Here is a 19,936-nt window from a genome sequence, read left to right as displayed (position 1 = left end):
AGCCCTTGACGGGTTGAGCGCCCGGCGGCTGAGCTTAGAGTTCACATGTTGTAGGGATGGCCGGGCTCCAGAGTCGTAGCCCGGCCCCGGGGGCGGCGGTCGTGCCGGCCCCGGCGAGGCGGGAGTGGATGGGCGTGGAGACTCCGGGGTCGCAGTCGTCGCTGCACCGGGCCAACCTGGAGCGGGTGGTCCGGGCCGTACGGATGGCGGGCTCGCTGACCCAGGCGGAGATCGCCCGGAGTACCGGGCTGTCGGCCGCCACGGTCTCCAACATCGTCCGCGAGCTCAAGGACGGCGGCACGGTCGAGGTCACCCCGACCTCCTCCGGCGGCCGGCGGGCCCGCAGCGTCTCGCTGGCGGGCGACGCCGGCATCGTGGTCGGCGTCGACTTCGGGCACACTCACCTGAGGGTGGCCATCGGCAACCTCGCCCACCGGGTGCTGGCCGAGGACGCCGAGCCGCTGGACGTGGACGCCTCCGCCGAGGCGGGCCTCGCCCGGGCCGAGCACCTGGTCCGGCTGCTGATGACCAAGGCCGGCATCGACCCGTCCAAGATCATCGGAGTGGGCCTGGGCGTCCCCGGCCCCATCGACGTGGAGTCCGGCGTGCTGGGCTCGACCGCGATCCTGCCGGGCTGGGCCGGCACCAACCCCCGCGACGACCTCACCGCACGGCTCGGCGTCCCCGTCCACGTCGACAACGACGCCAACCTCGGCGCGCTGGGCGAGCTGGTGTGGGGCGCGGGCCGCGGCGCGAGCGACCTGGCGTACATCAAGGTGGCCAGCGGCGTCGGCGCGGGGCTGGTGATCAACGGGCAGATCTACCGGGGCCCGGGCGGCACCGCCGGGGAGATCGGCCACATCACCCTCGACGAGTCCGGGCCGGTGTGCCGCTGCGGCAATCGCGGCTGTCTGGAGACCTTCGCCGCGGCGCGCTACATCCTGCCGCTGCTCCATTCGGCCCACGGCCCCGACCTGACCGTGCCGCGGGTGGTCGAGCTCGCCACGGACGGCGATCCCGGCTGCCGCCGGGTGATCGCCGACGTCGGGCGGCACATCGGCAGTGGCGTGGCGAACCTGTGCAACCTGCTCAATCCCCGCCGGGTCGTCCTCGGCGGCGACCTCGCCGAGGCGGGCGAGCTGGTGCTCGCCCCCATCCGCGAGTCGGTCTCGCGGTACGCGATCCCCAGCGCCGCCCGGCAGGTGGAGGTCGTCCCCGGAGCCCTGGGCGGGCGCGCCGAGGTGCTCGGGGCGCTGGCGCTCGTGCTCAGCGAAATGGGCGACTCCTCCCTTTTGGACGACACTCCTCCCGCGCAGGCGCCGCAGCCGGCCTGAGCCGGATCCCCCCTGCGAACCGCGCGCCTGTTGAGTTCACGTAGATAACGAATGGCATCGTTGCCATCTCGTTAAGGATTTACTTCTTGACGCTTCATTGGCGTCCGAGTTGACTTCCAGCCACCTCGGCCGCAACGACGCGGCCTCGTCAGGGAGGTATCTGCAAGTGAACGCACACCTGCGTCGCGCGGCCGTCGCCGCCGCCACCGTGTCCTTGGCCCTGGGAATGGCTGCCTGCGGCAGCGCCAAGGAAGCCGGTGGCGGTGGGAAGAAGGCGGACAAGAAAGGCCCGATGACCATCGGCCTGCTGCTGCCGGAGAATCAGACCGCGCGGTACGAGCGCTTCGACCGGCCGCTGATCGAAAAGAAGATCAAGGAACTCGCCGGCTCCGACGCCGTCATTCTTTACGAGAACGCCAAGCAGGACGCCTCCGTCCAGCAGCAGCAGGTCGACACCATGATCACCAAAAAGGTCGACGCGCTGATCATCGACGCGGTGGACGCGAAGTCGATAGCGAGCTCGGTGAAGAAGGCGAGCGACAAGGGCATTCCGGTCGTCGCCTACGACCGTCTCGCCGAGGGCCCGATCAAGGGGTACACCTCCGTCGACAACGAGCGCGTCGGGAAGATCCAGGGCGAGGCCCTGCTCCAGGCGCTCGGCGACAACGCCGGCAAGGGCCAGATCGTGATGATGAACGGCTCGATCACCGACCCCAACGCCAAGATGTACAAGGACGGCGCCCACTCCGTGCTCGACGGGAAGGTGAAGGTCGGCAAGGAGTACGACACCAAGGAGTGGAAGCCGGAGAACGCCAACGAGAACATGAAGGGCGCCATCTCCGCACTCGGCAAGGACAACATCGTCGGCGTCTACTCCGCCAACGACGGCATGGCCGGCGGCATCATCACCGCCCTGCACAGCGCCGGCTTCGACACCCTCCCGCCGGTCACCGGCCAGGACGCCGAGCTCGCCGCCGTCCAGCGCATCCTGACGGGTGAGCAGTTCATGAGCGTCTACAAGCCCTACAAGCCCGAGGCCGACGCCGCCGCCGAGCTGGCCGTCGCCCTCGCCCGCGGCAAGGACGCCGCCTCGGTCGCCAAGACCACCGTCGACAGCGGCACCCAGAAGAAGGTCCCCGCCGTCATCGTGACCCCCTTCTCCCTGACCAAGGCCGACGTCGCCAAGTACGTGGGCCAGGAGGGCTTCTTCACCAAGGACGAGATCTGCACCGAGAAGTACAAGGCGCAGTGCGACGCGGCCGGACTGAAGTAGGGGGATGACGCACATGTCCGCTACGCCCGTGCTGGCGTTGCGCGGAATCTCCAAGCGGTTCGGCGCCGTCCAGGCCCTCACCGACGTAGAACTGGAGATCCATGCCGGCGAGGTGGTCGCCCTCGTCGGCGACAACGGCGCCGGAAAGTCCACGCTCGTCAAGACCATCGCCGGAGTCGGTCCCGCCGACGAGGGCGCCATCGAGTGGGAGGGCCGGCCGGTCACCGTCGACCGGCCGCACGCCGCCCAGGAGCTCGGCATCGCGACCGTCTACCAGGACCTCGCGCTCTGCGACAACCTCGACGTCGTCGGCAACCTCTTCCTCGGCCGCGAGATCACCCGCGCCGGGGTGCTCGACGAGGTCGAGATGGAGCGCCGCGCCCGGGAGCTGCTCGCCACCCTCTCCATCCGCATCCCCAGCGTCCGCATCCCCATCGCCTCCCTCTCCGGCGGCCAGCGGCAGACCGTGGCCATCGCCCGGTCGCTGCTGGGCGAGCCCAAGATCGTCATCCTCGACGAGCCCACGGCCGCCCTCGGCGTCGAGCAGACCGCGCAGGTCCTCGACCTCGTCGAGCGGCTGCGCGAGCGCGGCCTGGGAGTGATCCTCATCAGCCACAACATGGCCGACGTCAAGGCCGTCGCCGACCGGGTCGCGGTGCTGCGCCTCGGCCGCAACAACGGCACCTTCGACGTGGCCACGACCACCCAGGAAGAGATCATCTCCGCCATCACCGGAGCCACCGACAACGCCGTGACCCGTCGCCGGGCCCGTCGCGCCGACGGCGCGGGAGAGGAGGGCGGCCGATGACCGCCGACCTCACCAAGGACGCCGGCGCCCCCGAGGAACCCCGCGACACCCCGCCCGCCGCCGGCGACGCCGTCACCGCCGTCGACCCCCGGCTGCTCGTCCGCGAGGAGGGATTCGCCGGTTACTGGAGCGAATTCCGCCGCAAGCTGCGCAGCGGCGAGCTCGGCTCGCTGCCCGTGGTGATCGGACTGGTGGTCATCGCGCTGGTCTTCCAGCTGCGGGACTCCGCCTTCCTCGGTGCCGAGAACCTCTCCAACCTCTTCGTCACCGCCGCCGGCACCGGCCTGATCGCCGTCGGCATCGTCTTCGTCCTGATCCTGGGCGAGATCGACCTGTCGGTGGGCTCCGTCAGCGGCCTGGCCGCCGCCGTCCTCGCCGTGCTCAACGTGGGCCACGGCGTGCCCGAATGGCTCGCCCTGGTCGCGGCGGTGCTCTCCGGCACCCTCATCGGCGCGCTGCACGGCTTCTTCTTCGCCCGCATCGGCGTGCCCGCCTTCGTCGTCACCCTGGCCGGCCTGCTCGGCTGGAACGGGCTGATGCTCCAGGTGCTCGGCTCCAACGGCACCATCAACCTCGACGACTCCGGGCTGGTCGCCGCGCTGACCAACCACTACTTCGCCGACGTCTCCGCCGCCTACGGCCTGGCCACGCTCGCCGTGGTGCTCTTCTTCCTCGCCTCCCTGCGCGACAGCAAACGGCGGGAAGCCGCCGGGGTGCCCAGCCGCCCGCTGAGCGAGGTGGCGTTGCGCACCGTGGCCCTGGCGGTGCCGGCCTTCGTGGTGGCCTGGCTGTTCAACCAGTACAAGGGCCTGCCGCTGGCCGTGGTGATCTTCCTCGGCGTCGTGGTCGCCCTCGACCTGGTGCTGCGCCGCACGTCCTACGGGCGCAAGGTCTTCGCCCTGGGCGGCAGCGTGGAGGCGGCCCGCCGGGCCGGCATCAACGTCGCGGCCGTACGGATCTCGGTCTTCGCGCTCTCGGGCACGATGGCGGCGCTCGGCGGCATGTTCCTGGCCTCCCAGATCAACGCCGCCAACCAGTCCTCCGGCGCCGGCAGCCTGCTCATGAACGCCATCGCCGCGGCCGTCATCGGCGGCACCAGCCTCTTCGGCGGCCGGGGCAAGACCTGGTCGGCGCTGCTGGGCGTGCTCGTGATCCAGTCCATCGCCTCGGGCATGGCGCTGCTGGGCATCGCCTCGGCCGTGCAGTACATGATCACCGGCGCGGTGCTGCTCGCCGCCGTCGTGATCGACTCGGTCTCCCGGCGCACGCAGAAGACCGCCGGCCGCGCCTAGGGTCTGTCCGGCGGGTCTTCGTCGCGCATCCCCGCGCCCCGCAAGGGGCGCGGGGATGCGCCGATCTTGCGGCTGCGGTCGCGTGGGCGCAGGCGCCGGCTCGTCGGCTGCGGGCCGTCGGTGGCCGATCGCGCCCACGCGGCGGCAGCCGCAGATCGACACGGCCCCGCGCCCCTACGGGGCGCCCCGTAGGGGCGCGGGGAACTGCGCGACAAGCCACGATGCGCCCGCGGACGGGGCGCCGTGTCGCGCCCACGCGGCGGCTGCCGTGCCCGTCGCCGGGCGGCTTCGGGCGGTTTGCGCGCCCCCTACGCCGATCGCGTGACATACCTCGCATCACCCGTTCACCGGCACTGCGGGCGGAACATTAGACTCGACGGATCTAGAAGCTTCAGGCTTCTTTTGCAAGCTTCTACAAGCCGACAGCTCGATGAAGGAGGCACGGGTGGCCCTGCTGACCCGCATCAGGGAACCACGCGACCTGGACCGGCTGAGCCCGGAGCAGCTCGACCGGCTGGCCGCGGAGATCCGCTCCTTCCTGGTCGAGGCGGTCTCCAAGACCGGCGGTCACCTCGGTCCCAACCTCGGCGTGGTGGAGCTCACCATCGCCCTGCACCGGGTCTTCGACTCGCCGCGGGACAAGGTCCTCTTCGACACCGGCCACCAGGCGTACGTGCACAAGCTGCTCACCGGCCGCCAGGACTTCTCCAGGCTGCGCAGCAAGGGCGGCCTGTCCGGCTACCCCTCGCGGGCCGAGTCGGCGCACGACGTCATCGAGAACAGCCACGCCTCCACCGTGCTGGGCTGGGCCGACGGCCTGGCCAAGGCCAACCAGGTGCTCGGCCGCAAGGACCACGTCGTCGCCGTCATCGGCGACGGCGCCCTGACCGGCGGCATGGCCTGGGAGGCGCTGAACAACATCGCCGTCGCCAAGGACCGCCCGCTCGTCATCGTCGTCAACGACAACGAGCGCTCCTACGAGCCCACCATCGGCGGCCTCGCCAACCACCTGGCCACCCTGCGCACCACCGACGGCTACGAGCGCTTCCTCGCCCGCGGCAAGGACCTCCTGGAGCGCACCCCCGTCGTCGGCAAGCCCCTCTACGAGACGCTGCACGGCGCCAAGAAGGGCCTGAAGGACTTCATCGCCCCCCAGGGCATGTTCGAGGACCTGGGCCTGAAGTACGTCGGCCCCATCGACGGCCACGACATCCAGGCCCTGGAGTCGGCCCTGCAGCGCGCCAAGCGCTTCAACGGCCCCGTCCTTGTGCACTGCCTCACCCAGAAGGGCCGCGGCTACAAGCACGCCGAGCAGAACGAGGCCGACCGCTTCCACGGCATCGGGGCCATCCACCCCGACACCGGCCTGCCCGTCGCCTCCGGCGGCGCCAGCTGGACCTCGGTCTTCGCGGACGAGATGGTCGAGCTCGGCCGCGAGCGCGCCGACATCGTCGCCATCACCGCCGCCATGATGCAGCCCGTCGGCCTCGGCAAGTTCGCCAAGGCCTTCCCCGACCGCGTCTACGACGTCGGCATCGCCGAGCAGCACGCCGCCACCTCCGCGGCGGGCCTGGCCACCGGCGGCCTGCACCCGGTCTTCGCCGTCTACGCCACCTTCCTCAACCGTGCCTTCGACCAGGTCCTGATGGACGTCGCCCTGCACAACTGCGGCGTCACCTTCGTCCTGGACCGCGCCGGCGTCACCGGCGACGACGGCGCCTCCCACAACGGCATGTGGGACATGTCGATCCTGCAGGTCGTCCCCGGCCTGCGGATCGCCGCCCCGCGCGACGCCGACCAGCTGCGCGCCCAGCTCCGCGAGGCCGTCGAGGTCAAGGACGCCCCCACCGTCGTGCGCTACTCCAAGGGCACCGTCGGCCCGGCCGTCGAGGCCGTCGGCCGCGTCGGCGGCATGGACGTGCTGCGCCGGCCCGCCGAGGACGTCGTGCGCCCGGACGTCCTGCTCGTCTCCGTCGGCGCCCTCGCCCCCATGTGCCTGGAGATCGCCGACCTCCTCGACAAGCAGGGCATCACCACCACCGTCGTCGACCCGCGCTGGGTCAAGCCCGTCGACGAGGCGCTGCCCGGCCTCGCCGCCGAGCACCGCGTCGTCGTCACCGTCGAGGACAACGGCCGCGTCGGCGGCGTCGGCTCGGCGGTCGCCCAGGCCCTGCGCGACGCCGGGGTCGACCTGCCGCTGCGCGACTTCGGCATCCCGCCGCGCTTCCTCGACCACGCCTCCCGCAAGGAGATCATGGCGGAGATCGGGCTCACCGCCCCCGACATCGCCCGCCAGGTCACCGGCCTCGTCGCCACCCTCGACGGCCGCCTGGAGCAGCCCGCCCCCGGCGACACCGACACCGCCGAGGTCGTGCGCGACTGACGTCCCCCCACCGCCGGGCACCCCAGGGCCGGCCGGTACCACCTCGCGTGGTCCGGTCGGCCCTTTCGGCATGGACGGCCCTGCCCTCCATCGGGTGAATCCGCGGCGGCGTGGCCGTGCTCACCCCTTCCGGGCCCGGATCATCGCGGACACTCGCCCAGTTCGGGTGGACGAGCGATGCCGACCAGGTGGAGGTGAGCCGATGAGCGCACAGCACGGTCCGACGGGCGCGCGGGAGGGCCGCGGTGGGTGGGGCCGCAGCGGCCTGTTCCGTACGAAGACGGTGGAACAGTCCATCCAGGACACCGAGGAACCGGAACACACGCTGCGCCGGGACCTGTCGGCCTTCGACCTCACCGTCTTCGGCGTCGGTGTCGTCATCGGCACCGGCATCTTCGTCCTCACCGGCAAGGTCGCCAAGGAGAACGCCGGCCCCTCCGTCGCCGTGGCCTTCGTCGTCGCCGGCGTGGCCTGCGCACTGGCCGCCCTGTGCTACGCCGAGTTCGCCTCCACCGTGCCGGTCGCCGGCTCGGCGTACACCTTCTCCTACGCCTCGCTGGGCGAGCTGCCCGCCTGGATCATCGGCTGGGACCTCATCCTGGAGCTGGCGCTGGGCTGCGCCGTGGTCGCCGTCGGCTGGTCCAGCTACATCCGCTCGCTGCTGGACAACGCCGGCTGGCACCTGCCCCAGGCCCTGACCGGCTCGCACGACGGCGGCTTCGGCTTCGACGTGCTGGCCTGCGTGCTCGTCCTGGCCCTGACCGGCATCCTCGTCGCCGGCATGAAGCTCTCCTCACGCGTGACCGCCGTGGTCGTCGGCGTCAAGGTCACCGTGGTGCTCATCGTCATCATCGCCGGCTCCTTCTACGTCAGCGGGGCCAACTACCACCCGTTCGTCCCGCCCTCGAAGCCCGCCGCCGGCGGCAACGGGCTCGCCGCCCCCCTGATCGAGCTGATCTTCGGGTTCACCCCGTCCGACTTCGGCGTCATGGGCATCTTCGCCGCGGCGGCCGTCGTCTTCTTCGCCTTCATCGGCTTCGACATCGTCGCCACCGCAGCCGAGGAGACCCGCAACCCCCAGCGCGACGTGCCCCGCGGCATCCTCGGCTCGCTCGCCATCTGCACCGTGCTCTACGTGGCCGTCTCCATCGTCGTCACCGGCATGCAGAAGTACAGCGAGCTGTCCACCGACGCCCCGCTCGCCGACGCCTTCAAGGCCGCCGGCGCGCCCTTCTGGGCCGGGCTGATCAGCTTCGGCGCGGCCGTCGGCCTGACCTCCGTGTGCATGATCCTGCTGCTCGGGCAGAGCCGGGTGTTCTTCGCCATGAGCCGCGACGGGCTGCTGCCCCGCTTCTTCTCCACCGTCCACCCGCGCTACGGCACGCCGTACCGCTCCACCGTCCTGCTGGGCGTCGTCGTCGCCGTCGTGGCCGGCTTCACCTCGATCGACGTGCTGGCCGAGCTGGTCAACATCGGCACCCTCTTCGCCTTCGTCGTCGTCGCCCTCGGCGTGATCATCCTGCGCCGCACCCGCCCCGACCTGCCGCGCGCCTTCCGCACCCCGTTCGTGCCCGCCGTCCCCGTGCTGTCCGTCCTGGCCTCGCTGTGGCTCATGCTCAACCTGCCCGCCGAGACCTGGCTGCGGTTCGCCGTGTGGATGGCCCTCGGCGTCGTCGTGTACTTCGCCCACGGCCGGCGCCGCAGCCGGCTGGGCCAGGGCGAGAGCCCGACGGCGCCCACGGTCTGAAACGGTCCCTCCCCGCGCGCGGTACGGCCCTACGCCGGCCGCACCGCGCGCGGGCCGAGCACCTGCGCGCCCTGCGCCCGCACCCGCTCGCGCAGCTCACGGTCCGCCGTGACCACCGCGCAGCGCCGCCCCGGCTCCCGCTGCGCCACCAGCGCCACGATGCGGTCGTCCCCGCTGCCCTCCGCCGCCACCACCCGCACCCCGGGCACGGACGCCACGCCCCGGGCCGCGCCCTCCACCACGAGCACCACCTCCAGCGGGCCCGGCAGCGGCGGATCCGCGACCGGCCCGGGCAGCCCCCCGGCGGCGTACGTCACCAGGCGCTCCCGCAGCCGCTCGGTCGCCCCGCGCCGGTCGCGCCACCAGCCGTCGGGCACCGAACCCACGACATTTGCCGCATCCACGATGAGAAGAGCACGCATGCACACCAGCCTTCCATGGCCCTCGCTGCCCCCAAAACCCCAGCTCAGGACAGTGTTATCGTCAGGGTTCGGCAACATCGCGACGATGAGGGCACCACTGTCCCGAGGAAGGCTGGTCAGCGAGTCATGGCAGTGCGCACGGCCATCACCACCGGCTGGTTGCTGCGGGGCGGGGACGGCCGCCTGACGGCCTACGCCCCGGCCTCCGGCGGGCTCCTGCGCTGGACCCAGAACCGGCCCGGCGGCCCCGAGTGGACCGGCCCCCAGCACCTGGAGGTGCCCGGCCTGGAGCCCCACCTGTCCATAGCCCGCAGCGCCGAGGGCTACGTCTACGTCGCCGGCCTGCGCCGCCGTACGCACGAGGACGGCCGCACCGAGACGGACGTGGTGTACTCCACGCAGTTCCAGTCGGGCCGCGCCATGACGAACTGGCGCACCATCGGCACCCCGTACGGCCGCGACTGGGACAAGGCCGGGCGGATCGGCTTCCCCGTCGCCGCCGCCGACACCACCGGCCTGCACCTGTACTTCCGCAACGCCGGCGGCGGCGTCAGCGGCCGCCGCCAGGACGCCCGCGGCATCTGGGGCCCCTGGCTGGACCTCGCCGGCAGCCGCGTCGCCGACTCCGGCTCCGCCGCCGTCACCGACGACGGGCGCATCGAACTGGCCGTGCCCGGGCCCGACCACGTCCTGCGCTGGCGCCAGGAGGAGCCCGGCACCCAGCCGCAGCGCACCGCGAACACCGCCGTGAAGGCGGTCCCCGGCTCCTTCTCCTCCGCCCCCGCCGGCGAGGGCCGCATCGCCCACTTCTGGCGCAGCGAGGGCGACGGCGTCCTGCACGTCCGCATCGGCGACGACGTCCGCGCCCTGCCCTCCCTGGGCGGCGGCAGCGGCCCGGTGGCGGCCCTCGACGGCGTCCTGGCCCAGCGCGCCGACTCCGGCCGGGTGCAGGTGGCCGCCTACCGGCTCGGCGCCGAGCCGGGCGACGTCTCGTGGAGCGACACCGGAGCCGACTGCGTCGGCGCCCCGGCCCTCGCCCACGACGGCGCCGGCCGCCTGACCCTCGCGGCGATCGCCCCCGACGGCGGCCTGTGCCTCACCCACCGCCGCGGCGAGGACGGCGCGACGTTCGGCGCCTGGGCGCGGGTCTAGGGCGGCCTGTCCGGCCCCCGTAGGGGCGCGGCACGGCTCCCCGTCTGCGGGCGCATCGTGGCTTGTCGCGCAGTTCCCCGCGCCCCTGACGGGGCACTGCACCAGCCCACTGCGCCCCGTAGGGGCCCGGGCGCGGGGCGGGGCCGGGCGGATGAGGCCGGGGTCCCTTCGGGCGCATCCGGGCCGACATCGCAGTGCGGTGCTTTACTTCGCCAACTGGCGACTTGACTATCCCTTTTGTCGTATTTCATATGAAGGGATAGTGCCCCGTGAGAGCAGCAGTCCTGTACGGAACCCTCGGATCCCTCCTCCTCACCGGGCTCACCGGCGTCCCCTCCGCCCCGGCGCACGGCCTCGACGCCGCCGAGGCCCGCGGCGTCGCCCTCGCCGCCAAGCGGGCCGCCGCGCGGGGCGTCGACTTCGACGACTGCCCCGCCGTCGAGGGACTCTCGGCTCCCATCGAGTGCGGCACCGTCACCGTTCCGCTGGACTACGCCCACCCCGACGGCAAACAGATCAACCTCACCGTCAGCCGCTCCCGCGCCCTGGGCGGGGGAGCCCCCCGGCAGGGCGCCATCGTCTTCAACCCCGGCGGCCCGGGCGGCAACGGCATGTTCTACCCGCTGCTCGCCCGCCTGCCCCAGTGGCGCGCCGTCGCCGACGCCTACGACCTCGTCGGCTACGCGCCGCGCGGCGTCGGCCGCTCCGCCCCGCTGACCTGCCTCGGCTCCGCCCGCTCCGGCGCCTCCCTGCAGGCCCCGGAGCACCCCAGCGAGGAGTACAAGAAGCGCCAGATCGCCAAGGCCCGCGCCTACGCCGGCGCCTGCGCCCGGCGCAACGGCTCCGCCCTGCAGCACTTCACCAGCCTCAACAACGCCCGCGACCTCGACGTCCTGCGCGCCGCGCTCGGCCAGAAGAAGCTCACCTACGTCGGGGCCTCCTACGGCACCTACTTCGGCGCCCTGTACGCAGCGATGTTCCCCACGCACGTGCGCCGCATGGTCTTCGACAGCGTCGTCAACCCCGACCCCCGCAAGATCTGGTACGGCAACAACCTCGACCAGTCCCTCGCCTTCGAACGGCGCTTCGGCGACTGGCGCCGCTGGGCCGCCCGCCACGACTCCGTCTACGGGCTCGGCCGCACGGCCGAGGAGGTGCTCGACTCCTACGAGGACGCCGCCGACGACCTCGCCGACCACCCCGCCGGCGGCGTGGTCGGCCCCGCCCAGCTGCAGGCCGTCTTCCTCAAGGCCGGCTACTCCGACAGCTACTGGGCGCGCGACGCCGACGCGCTCTCCGCCTACCTCGACGGCGACGAACGGCCGCTGCTCGCCCTGGCCGGCGGGGCCGCCGGCCACTCCGCGGACAACGAGAACGCCGTCTACACCACCGTCGAGTGCAACGACGCGCCGTGGCCGCACGCGTGGGAGCGCTGGAACCGCGACAACACGCGCGTCGCCGCCCGCGCGCCGTTCGAGACCTGGAGCAACGCCTTCCTGAACCTGCCCTGTGCCTTCTGGCAGGCGCCGCGGCAGCGCCCTCTCGACATCCGCATGCCGCGCGGTTCGGGCCTGCCGCCCACCCTGCTGCTGGCGGCCGAGCGGGACGCGGCGACCCCGTACAAGGGGGCACTGGAGCTGCACAAGCGGCTGGCGGGCTCGGCGCTGGTGACCGAGCGCGGCGCCGGCACGCACGGCATCGGCGGCGGCCCCAACACCTGCGTCAACCGGCACCTGGAGCGCTACCTGCTCACCGGCGAGGTGCCCGCCCACGACGTCACCTGCGCCGGGCGGGCGGAGCCGCACCCGGCATGAAAACCGGCATGAAAACCGGCATGAAAACGGCATAAAAAGCGGCATGAAAAAGGGGCCGCCCCTGTCCCACCTCGGTGGGACAGGGGCGGTGGGCGTTGCGGGTCAGGCCAGGCCGGCGATCAGGTCCGCCACGGCCTTGCGGCGGCCGGTGTAGAAGGGGACCTCCTCGCGCACGTGCATGCGGGCCTCGGAGGCGCGCAGGTGGCGCATCAGGTCCACGATGCGGTACAGGTCGTTCGCCTCGAAGGCCAGGATCCACTCGTAGTCGCCCAGGGAGAACGAGGCGACCGTGTTCGCGCGGACGTCGGGGTAGCCGCGGGCCATCTTGCCGTGGTCGGCCAGCATGCGGCGGCGGTCCTCGTCGGGCAGCAGGTACCAGTCGTACGAGCGCACGAACGGGTAGACGCTGACGTAGTCGCGCGGGGTCTCGTCGGCGAGGAACGCCGGGATGTGCGACTTGTTGAACTCCGCCGGGCGGTGCAGGGCCATGTTCGACCACACCGGCTCCAGCGCCCGGCCCAGCCGCGTGCGGCGGAAGCGGTTGTAGGCGTCCTGGAGGGCGTCGGAGGTCTCCGAGTGCCACCAGATCATCACGTCGGCGTCGGCCCGCAGGCCCGACAGGTCGTAGGTGCCGCGCACCGTGACGTCCTTCTCGGCGAGCTGGGCGAAGAGCTCCTCGACCTCGTCGGCCCAGCCGGCGCGGTCCTGCGGCAGCACGTCGCGCAGCTTGAACACCGACCAGAGGGTGTAGCGGATGACCTCGTTGAGGTCCTTGGCCTTCTTGCCGGCGTTCGGGATCTTCTGCGCGTCAGTCATGGCTCCTATTGTCCCCCCTCGTCCCGCGCGCCCTCGGCCAGGGTCGCCAGAAGCCCGTCCGCGGCGCGGTGCGCGCTGGAGACGCAGGCGGGGATGCCCACGCCGTCGTACACCGCGCCGCACACGGCCAGGCCGGGCAGGCGGCCGGCCTCCTGCCGGATGCGCGCCACGCGCTGCGCATGGCCGACCGGGTACTGCGGCAGCCCCGCGTCCCAGCGGGTCACGCGCGTGTCGACGGGGGCGGCGGCCAGGCCTACCGCGTCGCCGAGGTCCTTCAGCGACATCGCCACCAGCTCGGCGTCCGGGCGCAGCAGGTCCTCCTCGTCGCCGTACCGGCCGATCGAGGTGCGCAGGACGAACAGGTCCGGGCCGGCGTCGGCGTTCCAGCGCCACTTGTTGCTGGAGAACGTGGACGCCTTGATCTTCCGCCCGTCGACCGGCGGCACCAGGAAGCCGCTGCCCTGCAGCAGCCCCTCCACGTCCGAGCGGCGGAAGGCCATGGTGACCAGCGCCATCGAGGCGTACTCGATGCCCGCCAGGCCCTCGACGACGCCGCCCGCCCCCGCGCCGCGGCAGGCGCGGGCCAGGATGCGGGCCGCGTCGGGGGCGGGCGTGGCGACGACGACACCGTCGGCCGCCAGCGTCTCCTCGCCCACCTCGACCAGCCAGCCCTCGCCCCGGCGCGCGACCTCCGTCACGGGGGCGTGCGTGCGGATCTCGCCGCCCAGCGCCCGCACGGCGTCCGCGACGGCCAGCGGCAGCCGGCCGACGCCGCCCTCGACCCCCACGAACACCGGCCCGTCCGGGCGGGGCGCGGCAGCGGCCCTCGCCTGCAGGGCACGGACGGCGGCCGTGAGCGTGCCGTGCGTCCGGGCGGCCTCGAAGAGCTGGGGGACGGCGCTGCGCAGCGAGATGCGGTACGCATCACCGGCGTACACGCCGCCCAGCAGCGGCTCGACCAGCCGGTCCACGACCTCGCGGCCCATGCGCTCGGCCACGTACGCGCCGATCGCCACGTCCTCGCCGAGCTCGGCCGGCGGCAGCTCCTCGTCCCGCGCGACGCGCGCCAGACCCTCGGCGGAGAGCACACCGGAGGCGGCCAGCGCGCCGAGATCGCCGGGCACGCCCATCATGTGCCCCGTCGGCAGTGGCCGCAGCACGCCGCGGCTCCAGATCGCCGCGGTGGCCGACGGCGGCCGCAGGGCGTCGCCCAGACCCACCGCCCGCGCCAGGTCCACCGCCTCCGGGCGGCGCGCCAGCATCGACTCGGCCCCCAGGTCCACGGGCAGGCCCGCGATCTCCCCGGCCAGCAGCTTGCCGCCGAGTCGCCCCGAGGCCTCCAGGACGGTCACGCGCACCCCCCCTTCGAGCAGCCGGTGGGCCGCCGCCAGCCCGGAGATCCCGCCACCGATGACCACCACGTGCCGCGAAGGGATGTGCGCTGCGCTCATGTGCCCACTGTCTCAAACCCCCGGTCGGGGGCCACCGGCACCCCATTGACAGCACTGTGCGCCCCGCGAAGACTCGCGCGCACGAGTCGTCCCACCCGCCCCCACCGTTTACGGAGAACCCATGAACGACCGCATCCGGGATGTGTACATCGTCGACGCCGTCCGCACCCCGGTCGGCAAGTACGGCGGTGCCCTCGCCGGCGTGCGCCCCGACGACCTCGCCGCGCACGTCGTGCGCGCCCTGGTGGAGCGGGCCCCGCAGCTGGACCCGGCGCGGATCGACGACGTGGTCCTCGGCAACGCCAACGGCGCGGGGGAGGAGAACCGCAACGTCGCCCGCATGGCCGTCCTGCTGGCCGGCCTGCCCGTCTGCGTGCCCGGCGCCACCGTCAACCGGCTGTGCGCCTCCGGCATGGAAGCCGTCGTCCAGGCCTACCGGGCCATCGCCCTCGGCGACGCCTCCGTGATGATCGCCGGCGGCCTCGAGTCGATGAGCCGCGCCCCCTGGGTCCTGCCCAAGCCCGAGCGCGGCTTTCCCGCCGGCCACCAGGACCTGTACTCGACCACGCTCGGCTGGCGCATGACCAACCCCGCCATGCCGCCGCGCTGGACCGTCTCCCTCGGCGAGGGCGCCGAACTCGTCGCCGACAAGCACGGCATCACGCGGGAGGAGCAGGACGCCTTCGCCCTGGCCAGCCACCGCAAGGCCGCCCGCGCCTGGCAGGACGGCGCCTTCGACGCCGAGGTCGTCCCGCTGCCCGGGGTGACCGCCACCCGCGACGAATCCATCCGCGACACCACCTCACCCGAGGCGCTCGCCGCCCTCAAGCCCGCCTTCCGCAAGGACGGCGGCACCGTCACCGCCGGCAACTCCTCACCCCTCAACGACGGCGCCGCCGCCCTGCTGCTGTGCGACGAGGAGGGCCTGCGCACCACCGGCCGCGAACCGCTCGCCCGCATTCGCGCCACCGCCGTCACCGGCATCGAGCCCGACCTGTACGGCCTCGGCCCCGTCGAAGCCGTACGCCGGGCCCTGGCCAAGGCCGGCCGCGGCTTCGCCGACCTGACGGACGTCGAACTCAACGAGGCCTTCGCCGCCCAGGCCCTGGGCTGCCTCGCCGAGTGGCCGGAACTCGACCCCCGCCTGGTCAACCCGCACGGCGGCGCCATCGCCCTCGGCCACCCCCTCGGCTGCTCCGGCGCCCGCATCACCGGCACCCTCGCCCACCGCCTCGCCGCCGCCGGTACGGGCACGGGCCTGGCGGCCCTGTGCATCGGGGTGGGGCAGGGGCAGGCGCTGGTCCTGGAACGCTGACCGGGTTGCCCCGGACTTCATCACGTCGAGGTGACGCACCGCCCCGCCGCCCCGCACAACGGCGGGAATCGAACGGGAGGGGCGCCGCGGCGGGGGGTAGGTCAGCCGCATGACAGCGCCCAGTACGTCCCCGGACCACACATCGTCCCGCCCGCCGGGCGGGACGGTGCCGCCCTACACGGGGCTGGCCGCACGCCGGCCGCGCCACGCGGCCGTGGCGATCCCGCTCGACCCCGACGCGGTCGAGCTCGGCCGGCCCGTCTTCGGCAGCGCCGATATCGGGCCGTACGACAGCGACCTGACACGGCAGCACGCCGGCGAGCCGCTGGGGCAGCGCATCACCATCCACGGCCGTGTCACCGACCGCGGCGGCCGGCCCGTGCGCGGGCAGCTCGTCGAGGTGTGGCAGGCCAACGCCGCCGGCCGCTACGCGCATCCCGCCGACCGCAACCCCGCGCCGCTCGACCCCCACTTCACCGGCGCCGGCCGCTGCCTGACCGACGCCGAGGGCCGCTACCGCTTCACCACCGTCCGCCCCGGTCCCTACCCGGTGCCCGGGCCCGGCGACTGGTGGCGCCCGGCCCACGTGCACTTCTCCTTCTTCGGCACGGACTTCACCCAACGCCTGGTCACCCAGATGTACTTCACCGGCGACCCGCTGCTCGGCCAGGACGCGATCCTCGCCGCCGTGCCCGACCCGGCCGCGCGCCGGCGCCTGCTGGCCGTGCCCGACCCGGCCGAGGAGTGCGGCTTCCGCTGGGACGTCGTCCTCGACGGGCCGTACGCCACCTGGCGCGAGGGACAGGGCTGACATGCCGCTGCCGGTCACCCCGGGCCAGACCATCGGCCCGTTCTTCACGCTCGGCCTGTCCGGGGCCGTACCTGCCGGCCGTCCCGGCCCGGTCCTGCTGCACGGGTACGTCTACGACGCGGACGGCGCGCCCGTGCCCGACGCGCTGCTGGAGTTCCGGCAGGCCGCATCCGGCCTGGTCCGGGCGGCCACCGGCCCCGACGGCCACTACGAGGCGCGCATCCGGCCGCCCGAGGATCGGTCCTACGCGGCGGTGTGCCTGTTCGCCCGCGGAATGCCGGGGCACCTGTTCACCCGGGCCTACTTCGGCGGGCCGGACGGCGACGCGCTGCCGGCCGGCCTGCCGGCCGGGCGGCGGAGGACGCTGCTGGCCGTGCGCGAGGCCGCGGACCGGTTCCGCTTCGACGTACGGCTCGGCGGCCCCGCCGAAACGGTCTTCCTCCGGCCGGCGCCCGGCCCGTAACGTGATCGGCACAGGACGAGGGGAGCAGCGATGACGCAGCGGCGGATGGTGGTCGTGGGCGGCGACGCGGCGGGCATGTCCGCCGCGTCCCAGGCCCGCCGGCTCAAGGACCCCGAAGAGCTGACCATCACGGCGTTCGAGCGCGGCCGCTTCTCCTCGTACTCCGCCTGCGGCATCCCGTACTGGACGGGCGGGCTCGTCGACGGGCCCGGCGCCCTGGTCGCCCGCACCCCCGAGGAGCACCGCCGACGCGGCATCGACCTGCGCATGCGCACCGAGGTGACCGAGCTCGACCTGCCCGGACAGCGCGTCCGCGTCCGCGACCTGACCTCCGGTCAGGAGACCTGGCACGGCTACGACGACCTGGTCCTGGCCACCGGCGCACGCCCCCTGCGCCCCCCGCTGGAGGGCATCGACGCGCCCGGGGTGCACGGCGTGCAGACCCTCGACGACGGGCAGGCGCTCCTCGACGGGCTGGACGGGCCGGACGGGGGCCGGGCGGTCGTCATCGGCGCCGGCTACATCGGCGTCGAGATGGCGGAGGCCCTGCTGCGGCGCGGCTACGCGGTCACGGTCGTCGAGAAGGCGTCCCAGCCCATGTCCACGCTCGACCCCGACATGGGTGCGCTCGTGCGCAAGGCGATGTGCGGCATGGGCATCGACGTGGTGACCGACACGGCTGTCACCGGCGTGCACACCGGCCCCGGCGGACGGGTCGCGGCCGTGGCCACCGACGCCGGCGCGTACCCGGCCGACGTGGTCGTCCTCGGCCTCGGCGTCCGCCCCGAGACGTCCCTGGCGGACGCGGCCGGACTGCCGCTGGGGGAGTACGGCGGCCTGTTGACGGACCTCGCGATGCGGGTGCGCGGGCACGAGAACGTCTGGGCCGGCGGCGACTGCGCCGAGGTCCTCGACCTGGTCTCCGGGCGCATGCGGCACATCGCGCTGGGCACGCACGCCAACAAGCACGGACAGGTCATCGGCACCAACGTCGGCGGCGGCTACGCCACGTTCCCGGGCGTGGTCGGCACCGCCGTCAGCAAGGTCTGCGACCTGGAGATCGCCCGCACGGGCCTGCTGGAGACCCAGGCGAGCGCCGCGGGTCTGGCGTTCCACGCCGTGACCGTCGAGTCGACGAGCCGGGCCGGCTACTACCCGGGGGCGGCCCCGATGACGGTGAAAATGCTGGCCGAACGCCGCACGGGCCGCCTGCTGGGCGTCCAGATCGTGGGCCGCGAGGGCGCGGCGAAACGCGTGGACGTGGCGGCGGTGGCACTGACCGCCCGCATGACGGTGGAGCAGATGACGGCGCTGGACCTGGGCTACGCGCCGCCGTTCTCCCCGGTGTGGGACCCGATCCTGGTGGCGGCCCGCAAGGCCGCCGCGGCGGGCTGAGCCCCGTCAGGGGCGCGAGGCGGCGTCGATCTGCGGCTGCCGCCGCGACGGCCCGCAGCCGACAGTCGACGTGGCGCCCCGAAAGGGGCGCGGGGAACTGCGCGACAAGCCACGACGCGCCCGCGGACAGGGTGCGGTGCTTCGCCCGGGCCTGGGGGTGGTGCGTCGACTGCGGGCCGTCGGTGGCCGATCGCGCAGTTCCCCGCGCCCCTTGCGGGGCGCCGTGGATCCGCCGCAGGGGTTAGCGTGCCGCAGCGACGGCCCGCAGCCGACAGTCGACGGGGCGCCCCGCAGGGCTAGCGCGCCGTGCGCTCGTGGACGTACTCGACGAGGTGGGTCAGGGCGTCCGGGTCCGTGGACGGCATGACGCCGTGGCCCAGGTTGAAGACGTGGCCCTCCAGGTCGCGTGCCGCGGCCAGCACCTCGTCCGTCTTGGTCTCGACCGCCGTGCGCGGGGCGAAGAGGACGGTCGGGTCCAGGTTGCCCTGCAGGGCCTTGCCGGGGCCGATGCGGCGGGCGGCCTCGTCCAGAGGGACGCGCCAGTCGACGCCCACGACGTCCGCGCCGGCCTCGCCCATGAGGGCGAGCAGCTCGCCGGTGCCCACGCCGAAGTGGATGCGCGGGACGCCGTAGTCGGCGACGGAGGCGAAGACCTCGGAGGAGGCGGGCATGACGTAGCGGCGGTAGTCGGCGGGGGCCAGGGCGCCGGCCCAGGAGTCGAAGAGCTGGACGGCGCTGGCGCCGGCCTCGATCTGCACGCGCAGGAACGCCGAGGTGATGGCCGCGAGGCGCCCGACGAGGTCGGCCCACAGCTGCGGGTCGCCGTACATCATGGCCTTGGTGCGCTCGTACGTGCGCGAGGGGCCGCCCTCGATGAGGTAGCTGGCGAGGGTGAAGGGCGCGCCGGCGAAGCCGATGAGGGGGGTGGCGCCGAGCTCGGCGGTGAGCATGCCGATGGCCTCGGTGACGTACGACACGTCGCCGGGCTCCAGCGGCCGCAGGCGTTCGAGGTCGGCGCGGGTGCGCACCGGGTCGGCCACGACGGGGCCGACGCCGGGCTTGATGTCGAGGTCGATGCCGATGGCCTTCAGCGGCACCACGATGTCGCTGAAGAAGATCGCCGCGTCGACGCCGTGCCGGCGCACCGGCTGCAGGGTGATCTCGGTGACCAGCTCCGGGCGCATGCACGACTCCAGCATCGGCACGCCCTCGCGGACCTTGCGGTACTCCGGGAGCGAGCGGCCGGCCTGGCGCATGAACCACACCGGCGTGTGCGGCACCGGCTCGCGCCGGCACGCCCGCAGGAAGGCCGAGTCGTGGGCCGCTTCGTGTGCCGCGGTGCGGCCGGTCTGCTGGTGGCTGCGCTCACTCATGCCCCAAATCTTCGCACGGGCCGAACGAGTGACCCGCCCGTGTGGGTGTCCTACCCGGAACCGCGCGTCCTTCCGCCTAGTCTTCCG

16 protein-coding genes are annotated in these 19,936 nt (G+C 73.4%); 12 read left to right on the top strand and 4 right to left on the bottom strand.

What is annotated here, in order from left to right:
- Positions 1 to 134 precede the first annotated feature (134 nt).
- From AC27L3_RS17190 to AC27L3_RS17165, 6 genes are all read left to right on the top strand, one after another.
- Positions 135 to 1,334, top strand: coding sequence for an ROK family transcriptional regulator (locus AC27L3_RS17190; RefSeq protein ID WP_487234992.1), 1,200 nt, complete (start codon positions 135 to 137; stop codon positions 1,332 to 1,334).
- A gap of 166 nt (positions 1,335 to 1,500) precedes the next feature.
- Positions 1,501 to 2,607 (top strand): substrate-binding domain-containing protein, encoded by a 1,107-nt coding sequence (locus AC27L3_RS17185; protein ID WP_487234889.1) that lies wholly within the window; start codon positions 1,501 to 1,503, stop codon positions 2,605 to 2,607.
- 4 nt (positions 2,608 to 2,611) lie between these two features.
- Positions 2,612 to 3,415 (top strand): ATP-binding cassette domain-containing protein, encoded by an 804-nt coding sequence (locus AC27L3_RS17180; RefSeq protein WP_487234888.1) that lies wholly within the window; start codon positions 2,612 to 2,614, stop codon positions 3,413 to 3,415.
- Complete coding sequence (locus AC27L3_RS17175; protein ID WP_487234887.1) at positions 3,412 to 4,707, top strand: sugar ABC transporter permease; 1,296 nt, start codon at positions 3,412 to 3,414, stop codon at positions 4,705 to 4,707. The genes AC27L3_RS17180 and AC27L3_RS17175 overlap by 4 nt, the downstream gene beginning before the upstream one ends.
- Before the next feature lie 445 nt (positions 4,708 to 5,152).
- Positions 5,153 to 7,090 carry a 1-deoxy-D-xylulose-5-phosphate synthase gene (dxs, locus tag AC27L3_RS17170; RefSeq protein ID WP_487234886.1) on the top strand — a complete coding sequence of 646 codons (1,938 nt, stop codon included), beginning with the start codon at positions 5,153 to 5,155 and terminating at the stop codon, positions 7,088 to 7,090.
- 202 nt (positions 7,091 to 7,292) lie between these two features.
- Entirely contained in the window at positions 7,293 to 8,837 is a 1,545-nt protein-coding gene (locus AC27L3_RS17165; protein WP_487234885.1) for an amino acid permease, read from the top strand.
- Between the two features lie 29 nt (positions 8,838 to 8,866).
- On the opposite strand, the gene AC27L3_RS17160 is transcribed toward AC27L3_RS17165, so the two are convergent.
- Positions 8,867 to 9,259, bottom strand: coding sequence for a PIN domain-containing protein (locus tag AC27L3_RS17160; protein ID WP_487234884.1), 393 nt, complete (start codon positions 9,257 to 9,259; stop codon positions 8,867 to 8,869).
- A gap of 126 nt (positions 9,260 to 9,385) precedes the next feature.
- Here AC27L3_RS17160 and AC27L3_RS17155 point away from each other — a divergent pair, with 126 nt between their 5' ends.
- Positions 9,386 to 10,411, top strand: a complete 1,026-nt coding sequence (locus tag AC27L3_RS17155; protein WP_487234883.1) for a PLL family lectin — start codon at positions 9,386 to 9,388, stop codon at positions 10,409 to 10,411.
- Positions 10,412 to 10,680: 269 nt separating this feature from the next.
- On the top strand, positions 10,681 to 12,225 hold the full coding sequence (locus AC27L3_RS17150) for an alpha/beta hydrolase (RefSeq protein ID WP_487234882.1): 1,545 nt from the start codon (positions 10,681 to 10,683) through the stop codon (positions 12,223 to 12,225).
- Positions 12,226 to 12,327: 102 nt separating this feature from the next.
- Here AC27L3_RS17150 and hemQ read toward each other — a convergent pair whose 3' ends face one another.
- Together hemQ and hemG are read right to left on the bottom strand one after the other, a co-directional pair.
- The gene (hemQ, locus tag AC27L3_RS17145) at positions 12,328 to 13,041 is read right to left on the bottom strand and encodes a hydrogen peroxide-dependent heme synthase (RefSeq protein WP_365967051.1); all 714 of its coding nucleotides are present in this window, start codon (positions 13,039 to 13,041) and stop codon (positions 12,328 to 12,330) included.
- A 5-nt stretch (positions 13,042 to 13,046) separates the two neighbouring features.
- Positions 13,047 to 14,492, bottom strand: coding sequence for a protoporphyrinogen oxidase (gene hemG, locus AC27L3_RS17140; RefSeq protein ID WP_487234881.1), 1,446 nt, complete (start codon positions 14,490 to 14,492; stop codon positions 13,047 to 13,049).
- 121 nt (positions 14,493 to 14,613) lie between these two features.
- On the opposite strand from hemG, the gene AC27L3_RS17135 reads away from it, so the two are divergent.
- From AC27L3_RS17135 to AC27L3_RS17120, 4 genes are all read left to right on the top strand, one after another.
- A complete protein-coding gene (locus AC27L3_RS17135) occupies positions 14,614 to 15,807 on the top strand; it encodes a thiolase family protein (protein WP_487234880.1) in 1,194 nt (397 codons plus the stop codon).
- Between the two features lie 109 nt (positions 15,808 to 15,916).
- On the top strand, positions 15,917 to 16,618 hold the full coding sequence (locus AC27L3_RS17130; protein ID WP_487234879.1) for a dioxygenase family protein: 702 nt from the start codon (positions 15,917 to 15,919) through the stop codon (positions 16,616 to 16,618).
- A gap of 1 nt (position 16,619) precedes the next feature.
- Positions 16,620 to 17,081, top strand: coding sequence for a peptidase associated/transthyretin-like domain-containing protein (locus tag AC27L3_RS17125; RefSeq protein WP_487234878.1), 462 nt, complete (start codon positions 16,620 to 16,622; stop codon positions 17,079 to 17,081).
- Positions 17,082 to 17,111: 30 nt separating this feature from the next.
- Positions 17,112 to 18,476, top strand: coding sequence for an FAD-dependent oxidoreductase (locus AC27L3_RS17120; RefSeq protein WP_487234877.1), 1,365 nt, complete (start codon positions 17,112 to 17,114; stop codon positions 18,474 to 18,476).
- Positions 18,477 to 18,772: 296 nt separating this feature from the next.
- Here AC27L3_RS17120 and hemE read toward each other — a convergent pair whose 3' ends face one another.
- Complete coding sequence (gene hemE, locus AC27L3_RS17115) at positions 18,773 to 19,849, bottom strand: uroporphyrinogen decarboxylase (RefSeq protein WP_487234876.1); 1,077 nt, start codon at positions 19,847 to 19,849, stop codon at positions 18,773 to 18,775.
- Between the last annotated feature and the right edge of the window lie 87 nt (positions 19,850 to 19,936).

This window comes from Streptomyces sp. PKA51 (assembly GCF_057552455.1).
This window is presented reverse-complemented; position numbering and strand designations above follow the sequence as displayed.